General features: G+C 37.8%; 15 protein-coding genes and 1 pseudogene. 7 read left to right on the forward strand and 9 right to left on the reverse strand.

Features of this window, described 5'->3' with window-relative positions:
- Positions 1-12: 12 nt before the first annotated feature.
- Positions 13-693: a glutathione S-transferase family protein gene (locus B5G52_RS19655; protein WP_087534325.1), complete on the reverse strand. Its 681-nt coding sequence runs from the start codon at positions 691-693 to the stop codon at positions 13-15.
- A 178-nt stretch (positions 694-871) separates the two neighbouring features.
- Here B5G52_RS19655 and B5G52_RS19660 point away from each other — a divergent pair, with 178 nt between their 5' ends.
- Positions 872-1,792: a LysR family transcriptional regulator gene (locus tag B5G52_RS19660; protein WP_087534326.1), complete on the forward strand. Its 921-nt coding sequence runs from the start codon at positions 872-874 to the stop codon at positions 1,790-1,792.
- A gap of 508 nt (positions 1,793-2,300) precedes the next feature.
- On the opposite strand, the gene B5G52_RS22230 is transcribed toward B5G52_RS19660, so the two are convergent.
- The 4 genes from B5G52_RS22230 to B5G52_RS22435 are packed head-to-tail and all read right to left on the reverse strand — an operon-like array spanning position 2,301 to position 3,306.
- Complete coding sequence (locus B5G52_RS22230) at positions 2,301-2,483, reverse strand: hypothetical protein (RefSeq protein ID WP_217896194.1); 183 nt, start codon at positions 2,481-2,483, stop codon at positions 2,301-2,303.
- Between the two features lie 15 nt (positions 2,484-2,498).
- A complete protein-coding gene (locus tag B5G52_RS22235; protein ID WP_217896195.1) occupies positions 2,499-2,747 on the reverse strand; it encodes a hypothetical protein in 249 nt (82 codons plus the stop codon).
- A gap of 47 nt (positions 2,748-2,794) precedes the next feature.
- Entirely contained in the window at positions 2,795-3,187 is a 393-nt protein-coding gene (locus B5G52_RS19670; RefSeq protein ID WP_087534327.1) for a rhodanese-like domain-containing protein, read from the reverse strand.
- Positions 3,184-3,306, reverse strand: coding sequence for a hypothetical protein (locus B5G52_RS22435; RefSeq protein WP_254911251.1), 123 nt, complete (start codon positions 3,304-3,306; stop codon positions 3,184-3,186). Before B5G52_RS22435 ends, B5G52_RS19670 begins: the two co-directional genes overlap by 4 nt.
- Before the next feature lie 252 nt (positions 3,307-3,558).
- Here B5G52_RS22435 and B5G52_RS19675 point away from each other — a divergent pair, with 252 nt between their 5' ends.
- The 3 genes from B5G52_RS19675 to B5G52_RS19685 are packed head-to-tail and all read left to right on the forward strand — an operon-like array spanning position 3,559 to position 5,772.
- Positions 3,559-4,209, forward strand: coding sequence for a peroxiredoxin (locus B5G52_RS19675; RefSeq protein WP_087534328.1), 651 nt, complete (start codon positions 3,559-3,561; stop codon positions 4,207-4,209).
- Between the two features lie 59 nt (positions 4,210-4,268).
- Positions 4,269-5,138: an MBL fold metallo-hydrolase gene (locus tag B5G52_RS19680; RefSeq protein ID WP_087534329.1), complete on the forward strand. Its 870-nt coding sequence runs from the start codon at positions 4,269-4,271 to the stop codon at positions 5,136-5,138.
- A 55-nt stretch (positions 5,139-5,193) separates the two neighbouring features.
- Entirely contained in the window at positions 5,194-5,772 is a 579-nt protein-coding gene (locus B5G52_RS19685) for a DUF3365 domain-containing protein (protein WP_087534330.1), read from the forward strand.
- Positions 5,773-6,358: 586 nt separating this feature from the next.
- On the opposite strand, the gene B5G52_RS19695 is transcribed toward B5G52_RS19685, so the two are convergent.
- Together B5G52_RS19695 and B5G52_RS19700 are read right to left on the reverse strand one after the other, a co-directional pair.
- Positions 6,359-7,681 carry an ATP-binding protein gene (locus tag B5G52_RS19695; protein WP_087534332.1) on the reverse strand — a complete coding sequence of 441 codons (1,323 nt, stop codon included), beginning with the start codon at positions 7,679-7,681 and terminating at the stop codon, positions 6,359-6,361.
- The gene (locus B5G52_RS19700; RefSeq protein WP_087534333.1) at positions 7,678-8,352 is read right to left on the reverse strand and encodes a response regulator transcription factor; all 675 of its coding nucleotides are present in this window, start codon (positions 8,350-8,352) and stop codon (positions 7,678-7,680) included. The genes B5G52_RS19695 and B5G52_RS19700 overlap by 4 nt, the downstream gene beginning before the upstream one ends.
- Before the next feature lie 204 nt (positions 8,353-8,556).
- Here B5G52_RS19700 and B5G52_RS19705 point away from each other — a divergent pair, with 204 nt between their 5' ends.
- The 3 genes and pseudogenes from B5G52_RS19705 to B5G52_RS19715 form a co-directional block, all read left to right on the forward strand.
- Positions 8,557-9,378, forward strand: a complete 822-nt coding sequence (locus tag B5G52_RS19705; protein ID WP_087534334.1) for a TlpA disulfide reductase family protein — start codon at positions 8,557-8,559, stop codon at positions 9,376-9,378.
- A 9-nt stretch (positions 9,379-9,387) separates the two neighbouring features.
- Entirely contained in the window at positions 9,388-10,152 is a 765-nt protein-coding gene (dsbG, locus tag B5G52_RS19710) for a thiol:disulfide interchange protein DsbG (protein WP_087534335.1), read from the forward strand.
- Between the two features lie 220 nt (positions 10,153-10,372).
- Positions 10,373-10,671 (forward strand): annotated as a pseudogene (locus B5G52_RS19715) (TonB-dependent receptor); the annotation flags it as partial.
- A 60-nt stretch (positions 10,672-10,731) separates the two neighbouring features.
- Here B5G52_RS19715 and B5G52_RS19720 read toward each other — a convergent pair.
- Together B5G52_RS19720 and B5G52_RS19725 are read right to left on the reverse strand one after the other, a co-directional pair.
- A complete protein-coding gene (locus B5G52_RS19720; RefSeq protein WP_087534336.1) occupies positions 10,732-11,079 on the reverse strand; it encodes a rhodanese-like domain-containing protein in 348 nt (115 codons plus the stop codon).
- A 124-nt stretch (positions 11,080-11,203) separates the two neighbouring features.
- Positions 11,204-11,710, reverse strand: coding sequence for a DUF2938 family protein (locus tag B5G52_RS19725; protein ID WP_087534337.1), 507 nt, complete (start codon positions 11,708-11,710; stop codon positions 11,204-11,206).
- Positions 11,711-11,874: the final 164 nt, after the last annotated feature.

The following is an 11,874-nucleotide window of genomic DNA, read 5'->3' on the forward strand; positions in this document are numbered from 1 at the left end:
CTTGTTGCTATGTTATTTACTGGCATGTGCTGCTTGAATCTGTGCGGTTACTTTTTGCATAAACTCGGGCAAATTGGCTTGGCGAGCGTCTTCAACCGCTTGGGTAATATCTGATTGGCGCATAGCCTCTTCCCACTGTTTCATTCCAGGTATATCAGCAAGTACATCCCAATCAAGTTGTTTGGTTGCAAAGCTATTCACAATAGTATTTACGTAATACACATAGATGTCGGCCATAGTGAACTGCTCACCCCTAAGCCAAGGTGAAAATTTACATAAGTGGCGTAGCGCCATTACGCCACGGTTTAAAACTTGGCGAACTTCGTTTTTAACTGAATCGGGAATATCTGTGCCAGAAAGCGCGTAAGGTATAAATCGTCTACTTGGTAGCTCTAAATACAACTCTGCTACTTTCATTATTTGTTTAACAACGGCACGTTCAGTCGCATCCTCTGGGTAGAGCGCAATGCTAGGGTAAGTCTGCTCAATAAAATCACAGATAACACTCGATTCTGAAATATTATGCCCTTCAGGTGTTGTAATAACAGGCACTTTACCTGCAGGGTTAAGTGCCATCAGCTCTTCACTGCCTCCATAAACAAGGTGTTCTTCAAATGGAACCTGTTTGTATAACAAGACATGTTTAACTAAGTTGTAATAGTTACTGGCAGCAAAACCGTGCAAAGTGATCATAAGTTACATTCCATTATTAAAATGATGAGCGCAAATAGCTAAATAAAACCGCTACAAATTTAAGTTACAACTATTATTACTTGTTTTTATCTATGTATATATAGGGGTAAAAGCGAATCACTTTTGCTTTTTAAACAATAATAGGTAAAGTGTTATAGCTTAATTTTTGGAGAGTAATGTGGATCAACTGCGCGCAATTCGTTATTTCAGTAAAGTGGTCGAAACTGGCAGCTTTACTAAAGCCGCTCATTTTTTTAAGGTGCCGCCGTCTTCGTTATCACGCCGAGTTGCCGATTTAGAAAAAAGCTTAGGTGCAACATTATTAAAACGCTCAACCCGGTTAGTAAAGTTAACTGAAGTAGGGCAAATATATTATAATGACATGCAGCAAATTTTAGCTCAGTTAGCGCAAAGTAACGAAACCGTACGTAGCTATCAAACAACCCCAATGGGTCGCTTATCCATCAGTTCGATGGTCAGTTTTGGCGACAAAATACTGCTTCCATTACTTGATGAATTCAGTGCGCTATACCCTGAAATTATATTAGATGTCAGTTTAAGTGATGAGTTATCAACACTGGGCCGTGATGATGTAGACATTGCTATTCGTGGCGGGTATGCACCCAATGAGCGAGTGCTCGCAATAAAGCTCATGGACAATGGCTTTATTCCTGTGGCTGCACCTGCCTACTTGAACAAATACGGCACGCCTACAGATGTCATGGAATTAAAACAACATAAAGGACTTTATTTTAAAGCACCGTTTGGGCCCACTCCTTGGTTATGTAATATAAATGATCAATGGCATGATGTTTCAGGGCCTGCGGTTGTAATTTCAAATAATGGTTCGTGGTTGGCAAAAAAGGCTTGCAACGGGGAAGGTATTTTAATGTCAACTCGCTGGGCACTGGCCTCATACCTTGAATCTGGCCAGTTGCAAGAGCTTAACTTTGAACACCCACTCACCATTAGTCAAGATGCTGAAATGGCCGTGTATTTGCTCTATCAAAAGCAACGCTATTTAGTGCCAAAAGTAAAAGCCGCAGTCGATTTTTTAGTACAAAAACTGCAAGTAAAAAATGAGTCTAACTTGCTCTAGCTAAAACATTTAATGTGATATTGATTCAGATCAATAACCAAAAACTGCAATAAAAGCATAATTCGCGGCTGTAATTTTGTGCTATGATTTTACGTAACTCGTCGGCACTTGGTTAGTATTTTAAAAGCAGCCTTAAACGGCAAATTGTATTAACAAATAAATTAAAGCACATAACTATTAGAGTCTATAACCTCAGCAATTAAAAATTGCTTATTTAAAGCTAAGATTAAAAGTTTCAGTTTTAGACTCATATAAATAAAATTGTCACCTTAATTTAGCCTAATGGTTGCTGTTCTTATGAGATTCGTCTTACTACTGTGATTGGTTTTTAACCTAGTAGAGTCGTGGTGTAGGTATTCTTGAATCTGTATTGCAACAGTATAAAAGCTAAACACACTTAGCATGAATAGCTTCTAAAAGAATAGAGCTTGAGGGATCAACACGCTCTAGATTTATGTTGATTCAGGACAATACGAACCGTAATGCCAGAACCAATTACTCACAGTAATTAAAATGATATGACTTTTGTGTCAGTATCAAGCATCTTTTTAGCTATGTGGGGAGGTAAAGCAGGGGGAATATCTTCAATTAAGTCAGTGTTTTTAACACCTTTATTAGGTAGATAAAGAGCACAAACTTGAACTGTCCCCCCCATTTTTATAATGTTTCTCATTAATCTTTGTGGACTCATATTTTTCGGCTTTAGTTATGTTAGAACTGATTGAGGAGCATCGATTAATGCAATATCGCTGGCTTGCCCACATAAAAGGATATTGACCTCTGGACCTTGTTTTAAAGCTTGTAATGATAAAACCATACCCATTAACTGAGTCTGTGTGTTGTCAGATGTTATAAATGATAAAAGGTTAGGTTTAGGATCTGCTTTATTATCGTTTGCAAAGGCACTGAAACTGATCGTAGAAGCCAATAATAAGATGACGGTTAATATTCGCATAGAATTTACCTTTTTTTAATTCAGTAATTGAGGACATTTGTTTTTAATCACACTCTCTGGTTCCACGGCATCAATGCTATAATTCTTGCTAGGCTACAAAAGCCGGTTGCGCCAGCGATAAACAAGCCTGCTGCAACAAATATTATTGGCCAAATGAAAGTGGTTGAAATTGTTAAAGAAAGAGCACAGAAAGCCAGTAATAAAGTACTTATAGATAATTGAACTTGACGATCTAGTGGCAAACTTGATTTTTCACCTTTACGAACATTATATCCTTCATTGACCCACTCATTTATGCCTCCGGTGATATTGTATATATTCAACTCTGGGTTATGAGCAAGTAACTTTTCACATACACTTTTACCACGACCGCCTTTTTGACAATATATTATATAAGCGCTTTTCTCATGTTTAATATCTTCTCCTTTTAGTTTGCTCAAAGGGAATGATTGATGTGCGAAGCCGTGTGTTCTGCAGGCTCACGAACATCAATTATCCCCATATCCTCTCTTTCAATTAGTGTGAAAGCTTCTTTGGCAGATATTTCTTTTGGTTGCATTTTTTAATTTCCTCATGAAATAAAATTATCTATAAAGAGCTTTATTTTATATTAGGATCTTCTAATATAAAAGATAAATACTTTATAAAATTTAGTTCCATTTTCGATGTTGTTAATTTTATTGAGCTCTTAAAGCTTACTCTTTCATCGAAAATATTGATTAAGTTAATCGATTTTTGTATATTTCTTTTAGTTATATGCTTATGCATTATTAATCTTGTCAAAACGATAAACACCAATTAGGAGAATGTTATGACTGAACAAAATGAAAGACAATTACAGTTCCCACAACTAAACAAGCCAGCACCTGCATTTAGTGCGAAGACAACACACGGTAATCGCACACTTGAAGATTACAAAGGTAAGTGGTTAGTGCTTTTCTCACATCCAGCAGACTTTACTCCGGTATGTACTACTGAGTTCATGGGTTTTGCAAACGCAGCAGAAGAATTTTCAGCGATGAATACTGAATTATTAGGTTTATCGATTGATAGCATTCATGCGCATATTGCTTGGGTACGTAACATTGAAGAAAACTTCGGTGTGAATATACCTTTCCCAATTATAGCTGACCTTTCAATGGAAGTGGCTCATGCTTACGGCATGGTTCAACCTGGCGCAAGTGATACTGCAGCTGTACGAGCTACCTTTATCATTGACCCTGAAGGTGTAATGCGCGCGATGGTTTATTACCCAATGAGTAATGGTCGCTCAGTAAATGAATTTTTACGTTTAGTTAAAGCACTACAAACAAGTGATGAGAATTCAGTAGCTACACCAGAGAATTGGGTAGAAGGCGAGCCTGTTATAGTACCACCACCACATACAGTAGAAGATGCTGCAGGTCGTAAAGATAAAGGCTATGACTACGTAGATTGGTATTTTAGTAAAAAGTCTCTTTAGTATTTATTTAAGTAACCTTAGCCCAAGTATTCCTCCTTGGGCTATTTAGGAGAAAAACTATGAATATGAATTACCACATACAAGAATTTTTAGATAATGATAGTGAAACATTTAGCTATGTAGTTTTTGATAAAAAAACAAAAAAAGCCATAGTTATAGATCCCGTTTTAGACTTTGATTACAAGTCTGGTCGCACTTCAGAGGAGGGTGTTGAGAAAATAGCGAATTATATTAAGAAAAATGAGCTAAACCTTGAGTGGGTGCTAGAAACCCACGCACATGCTGATCATATTTCAGGCGCACCATTTTTCAAAAGGGTATTTGATGCAAAAATTGGGATTGGTGAACATATTAAAACGGTTCAAAAAACATTTAAAACGTTATTTAACCTAGAAAAAGAATTTCTACCAAATGGAACTCAGTTCGATAAATTATTTAAAGATGGTGAAATATTTCATATAGGTGAACTTACTATCCGAGTAATGCATACACCTGGACATACGCCTGCCGACTTGGCGTATTTAATTGATGAAAGTGTTGTATTTGTTGGAGATACAATTTTTATGCCGGACGTTGGAACTGCGCGTTGTGACTTTCCGGGTGGGAGCAGTTCACAGCTTTTTGACTCGATAAAAAAAGTATTGGCTTTGCCGGATGGAACAACGATTCAAGTATGCCATGACTACCCAAACGAAGGTCGAGATTATCGCCATAGCGTAACGGTTAAAGAGCAAAAGGAGTCTAATATCCATGTCAATAACAACGTAATAAAAGAGCAATTTATAGAAATGCGTGAAACACGTGATAAAACGTTATCTATGCCACGCCTTATTTTGCCTGCAATCCAACTTAATGTGAGGGCTGGTAATTTTCCAACTGCAGATAATAACGGCGTAAGCTATTTAAAAGTACCACTAAATCAGCTTTAAAATTATAGCTATTTTTATAGTTAATCCATTTTACAAGAGCTCAGAGGGAAGAGAAATGCTAAAAAACTACTTACTTTTAATTTTAATCATGGGTTTTATTCCTTTAACTGTAAACTCAGCATCACTTGGTGAAAATGATAAAAGTGTATTAGAGCAAGAAGCACAAAAGCGAATAAAAGAATTCTCGAGCAGTTTAAAGTCGCAGTTAAAGTCAGCTATAAATAAAGGAGGGCTCAGCGCTGGTGTAAAAGTGTGTAGCGAGCAGGCACCAAAAATCGCTGAGCAGTTGTCAACTGACGGTTGGACTGTTGGCCGTACTAGCTTACGCACCAGAAACACTAGCAATACAGCTGATGAATGGGAGTTACAAACGCTGGCTGATTTTGAAGAACTCAAACAGCAAGGTATTGAGGTTAATACATTGGCTAAGTCGAGTTACGATGAACAAAGCTTTCGTTACATGAAAGCTATACCAACCGGCGGTTTGTGCTTGGCTTGTCATGGTTCCTCAGTTACACCTGAAGTTAAAAAAGTTATTCAGCATTACTACCCTGAAGATAAAGCAATTGGATTTAATGTGGGTGATATTCGTGGCGCGTTTACACTAATAAAACAACTAAAAGCAGCTAATTAGTGTAAATAATATTGCGTTTAGTATTAGCACAATGAATTTTTATATATAGTCAGTTCAAAAAACAGTAGAGCTATACTAGTGAGCGATTAATTTACCTGATGGTTTAAATTATTGGTTGGGTGAAACCGGAGGTGTTGTATCTGGCGGACAGACAGGACGTATTTGTTTGGCAAGATTACTACTTCGTTTGGCCCTTTCATTTAAGAACAATCTAGCGCTATCTGGACTATTAAGAATATCAGTCGCTTTATTCAATTATGTAGAGGTAACCTCCTTTGGTGAAAAGCTCATTCGTGTATTGCTATCGTCTACTATCTCCTTGGTTATAAGGTATGCATCGTGAACTTGTTCTTGTGATTTTAATAGTTCATTCGATGGCATTCGGATAACAAGGCACACTCATGAATAATACAGTGGCGTAAGAACTGATTTTGCCATTGGGTTCTAAAATATCCATATTGGTTAACGCAATCTCTACAAACCTGTGGCGTTAGTAACCTCGCATGTGTCCAGCACTTTATCCTTAACAAATGATAAAGAGCGAGTGGTAGGAATAAGGTGATCTAGGAGTACGTCCTTTGTTGACCTACCTTTGATAATACTGGTTAGCGGGCACTTTAAACTCTGCAACAAATAACATATCGTAATTTTTAAGTGTGAGTGAACCTTGATATTTTTTGGCTATACTGGCGACAATAGATAAGCCTAAGCCAGTTCCACTTTCCGTGTTTTGGCGCCAAAAACGGGTGGTCATATTGGCTAAGTTATCAGAGTTTATATGACCGTGATTACAGATAGTTATTGTTAGTACATCAGCGGTTAAGTCGGCGTTTAAAGTAACTTGTGTATTAGCTGGACTATATTTTAGTGCGTTATCAAGTAAATTACGAAATGCTATAGTGAACATAACTGATGGAATGCAGAAGACATCTTGGCCTGCTGTTATATTGTAGTCTAAGCGTGCGGTATTGTAATTGGATTCAGTTACCACTGCAGTGATTAATGATTCAAGCGACCAAGGCTCTGTAAGCTGCATGGGCGTGTCGGCATCTATCTGAGCGAGTACTAACAAGTTGGTTAAAATAGTATTTAACCTTTGTGCACTTTTTTTAGCCTGCGCTAATGCTTTTTGTTGGGTGGTTTCATGGGTTAGTTCTGCCAATTGTATTTGCGCTAAAATACCTGTAAGTGGAGTTTTTAGTTCATGCGCAGCGTTACTGGTAAAATGCTTTTCACGGCTGATCCCTTCTGCTAAGCGTTCCATTAATGCATTTTGACTATTTATTAGAGGTTGTAACTCTTTTGACGGCTGCTTTAACCGTATAGGCTCTAAGTCGTGACTGCCGCGTTTTTCCAGTGCGTGAATCAATGAGTTTATTGGCCGTAAACCTCTACCTATGGCAAACCACAGCAAGACCAGCGCAACGAAAATAGCTAACGCCGGAGGAATGAGTATGCTAATGAGTAAGTTGTGATAAAGCTCGTCTCGGTTGGATACTTTATCGGCAATAGTAATTTTATATTGCGGGGTAATTAAGGTAAACGTACGCCACTGTGATTGTTTAGAACTTAAATAGTTAAAGCCTTGGTTTGAGTTTGTTTTATTTGGGAGTGAGTGGCTGTTACTGCTGGCAATTATTTTGCCTTGTAATGAGCTAATTTGGCAGCTCAGGCCATTTTCTGTGTTTACGCTGTTAGCGTTTATGAGCCCCGGGAGGTTTTTATTGAGCGTGTCTTTGGGGACATGGGGTAATATATTACTTAACATCATGGCGGTGGATCGCAAACGTTGATCAAAGTTAACTTCTAACTTATTGTTTAAACCCGATATCATCCAAACACTGGCTACTACCCAAAACCCTAAAAAAACCGCAGCAACTAAAATCGTTAATCTTAAACGCAAGCTCATGATGGCTTTGTCTCTATTTTTCCGAGCCTAAAACCAAGCCCGCGGATTGTTTCAATTGCCTGTGTGCCTAACTTTTTACGTAAATTAAAAATATGTACATTAAGTGCGTTACTCGCCACGTCATCACAGACACCATAAAGCACGTTTTTTAATTGGTTTTGTGTTAATACGCGCTGTGGGTTATTTAAAAATGTTTGCAGTAATAGGTCTTCGTTACGTGATAATGAAATTAATACGCCATTTAGTAATGCTTTGTGTTGCTCTAAATCGTATTGCAGCATGCCGTGATGAATTGTATTACTGAGCCTGTCGCTGGAGCGGCGTTTTAGACTTAATAACCGAGCCTGTAACTCTCTGAGATCGAAAGGTTTTACTAAATAATCGTCAGCACCTTTTTTTAACCCTGTGATTTTATCATCAATTGTATCGCTGGCTGTAAGAATAAGCACCGGTAGAGAAAAACGCTTACTGCGTAAGCTACAAAGCCAATCAATGCCATTACCGTCGGGTAGGTTTAAGTCTAAAATACATAAATCAAAGTGACTTGATTCAATATAAGTAGTGGCGGCTTCAAGTGACATAACATGCTCTACAGCTAAACCTTGATGTGCCAAGTAAGTACAAATAGCATCGGCTATCACCTCATCATCTTCTACCAATAATATAAACATGCTATCTGCTCTGCAAAATAAACGCCTGAAACAAAGTTAACTTTGTCTTATTAAAGCCACTAGCATACCTGTTGAAGCCAATTAAAAACAAGCGCTAAGTAAGTACTATGTGTTTATTTATTATTAATATTTCATCTTAATATTGGCTTAATTAAGTCTTTATATACTATAGCGGTTAATCATATTTAAAGAAGACTTATAGCTATGTTAAGTATTTCTCTCGGACCACTTGTTATTGCGATTTCACAGCTTATTACTTTATTAGGTTTAGGAGTGTTTTTGGGGGTTATTTATTTACAAACTCGTAAGCAGACGCAACAAAAAATAATATTAGATAATACATTTAAAGCATTTGTAGTGGGGGTTACCACTGCGCGCTTAATATTTGTTTTGACTATGTGGGATGCCTATCAAGAAAATTGGTGGCAACTTATTAATATAAGCGATGGCGGCTTTATGCCTGCTTATGGTTGGGTGGCTGGTGCGCTAGTCTTGGCGTTATATACCAGGGGTAAAAAAGCGGTCATAAAAACCTACTGTATAGCCTCAGTTGTGTCGTTATTTGTCATTATGGTGCCTAGCTTTGCCGTGTTTATTTATAAAGCGGGAGTCGAACTGCCGCAATCACCAGTACATAATATTCAAGGCCAACAAGTTAACTTACAGACATTTAAAGGTAAGCCTGTAGTAATTAACTTTTGGGCGTCTTGGTGCCCTCCATGTCGTAAAGAAATGCCAGTATTACAGGCCGCACAAAAAAATAACCCAGATGTGACGTTTGTCTTTGTTAACCAAGGTGAAGATTTATTTACAGTGCAAAAGTTTATTGCTGCTGAACAGCTCGATTTACAAAATATGTTTTTTGATCAAAGCAGTACTGTTAGTCGTGAGTCGGGTGCAGCAGGGCTGCCAACAACGCTGTTTTATAGCCGTGATGGCAAACTAGTGACCAGTCATATGGGGGAGCTTTCGCAAGCGAGCTTACGTCATTACATTCAAGATATAGATCAACAATCTGCGCAATAAGGAATATCCATGAAGTTATTTTTTTTACTCGTGTTTTTATCATTTACTTCGCCTTTAATAGCTGAGCAAAAAACACTCCCCACGCCGCTCAAGCTATTAACAGCGCAGGGGGCTGAAATAGTTAGTGAGTTTGCGGCACCGGCCAATATGACCGGCTACGTTGCTGACTTTAAAGGGCAAGTCATTACTGTATATTTGACCGATGATGACCAGTATTTGTTTACCGGTTCCATGCTGGATGCCAAAGGTAATAATATAGGTGAGCAAGCTGTAAACGACTATACTACAGGCCCTAAAGCACAAAAAGATTGGAAAGTATTAGAAAATAGTCATTGGATCCTTGATGGGTCTCCCTCGGCAAAACGAATTGTTTATACGTTTACTGATCCAAATTGCCCTTATTGCAGAAAGTTTTGGCAAAATGCTCGACCTTGGGTTGACGCTGGTGATGTACAAATACGTCATATTTTAGTGGGGATTTTAAAGGCCGATAGTTTAGGGAAAGCTGGAGCTATTATGAATGCAAGCAATCCTGAAGATGTATTAAGAAAGTTTGAAAATAATAGTTTAGCACGAACTCTACAGCCACTTAAAAATATGCCTGAGCATATAAACACGCAATTAATGAAAAACCATCAAATAATGATGTCGGTTGGTGCAAGGGCAACACCAGCTACTTTTTATCATGATTCGAAAGGTGCTGTAAAAATGCAAATGGGTTTACCGCCAGAGTCATTAATGTCAGAAATTCTCGGACCACTTTTAGTCAAATAAACAACCCCACCAACCAAATAGTGTAAGTCTATAAGCAGGTAAAAGTAATTTTATCTGCTTTTTTGTTGTTGTTCTTATAAGTAGTTTGCGAGCTTGAATTAAGAGATCATTAAGTTAGTGGTAAGTAAACTCAGCAATAATTTTTGACCAACTATTAATATTATCAATAGCATAGACGCTAAGAATAAAGACGCATAAAACGGAACCATAGATAATTATCATGAGTACTTGCAATAATTACCCCTTATCGCGTCTTGCATCAATATTTATAATATCAACGCTTTGTTTATCTGTTGTAAGTGATGTCTTTGCCGAGCAGCAAGCTCCTGTGAAGAAAGATGATGCAGATATAGAAGTGCGTAGCATTCGCTCCGGTATGGCTGAAAACTTAGGAGTTAAGCACTTATTAACCGTGATGGCGGTGGGGGCTCGACAGTGAGTATTCGAGGTTTATCGTCAGATCTAACGTATACGCAATTTAACGGTAACTTTATTGCTTCATCTCCGGGTGAGCCCTCACACCCCATCCCTTTAGGGTGTTTACAGGATAAGCATCAGTAACAAGAATCTAATTAATTCTTATACTACTTTTTTGTATTCATTTAGACCACCTGAAATGTATTTCGCATTTACATAACCCATAGACTTGAGGGTGGCCGCCGATAATGCCCCTCGGTTATTAGCATTGCAGTAGCATAATATTTCAGTATTTAAATCTGGAACCTTAGATTCTATGAGCATTTCCAATTTCCCCCGACTTATATTTAACGAGCCTGTAATATGGCCATTTGCATGTTCATCAGGGTCTCTTATATCAACTGCTATTGCCCCCGATGCAATCAACTTGTTGACCGTATTGGCTTCTACTTTTTCGACTTGAGTTTGGGCTATATTTGCCAAGTTTTGGAATTTTTCAGTGTATTTCATAGGTCACCTTTTGGTTATAAAGTAGTAAATTCAGAATATTAGATATGATATTTTTCATAAAGCCTCTCGCTTTTAGTTTTCAGCTGACAGCAATACGGTTGATGTGAAACTTATTACATTGGTTTTACCTGTTAGTTTTAACGCTTTTGATTAATATTCCACCGAGGTAAAGTGCAACTCCAAAAGCAACATGAGATACAATTACCTTTGCAATAACAGACATGGGGTTGGGAGTTAAGTAACCGGCAATACCCATTCCCATACCCGGTTGCATGATTAAATAAGGTATTCCAACGGTAACCATACCTATAATTATTGCAGGTTTGAATGTTGGCTTTTCAAGCCATTTTAATCCAAATACAAGTAGTAAAAGGGCAGCAAATACAATACCTATAAAATAATGACCTAACCAGCCAGCTAATAGCTCATAGGGCAGTGCTGGAGATGCTTTTATAGAAGCATGGTAAAACTGTCCATCAAGCATATAAAGCATCCACCGGCCTATAAACTCATATTTGGTCAGCGGGGTATCAAATAGGTAATGTCGGCTCCAATTCCAAATATCTAACATCACTGTTGCGAGTGTACCTAATATAATTGAATAAAAGCTGAGCTTGACGAGGTATTTCATTTTAATCTCCACAGGGTTATATCAAAGGAATGGATACAGATAGACGAACATTTCGCCCCATTCCTAATGTGTAACCTTTATAAGTATCTAAAAAATTTCGATATGATTTATCAAAAAGGTTATCTATTTTAAGTTCTTGAATTCAAGTATTAAGTGCAATCATT

The organism is Pseudoalteromonas sp. A601, from assembly GCF_002165575.1.
GTDB lineage: Bacteria > Pseudomonadota > Gammaproteobacteria > Enterobacterales > Alteromonadaceae > Pseudoalteromonas.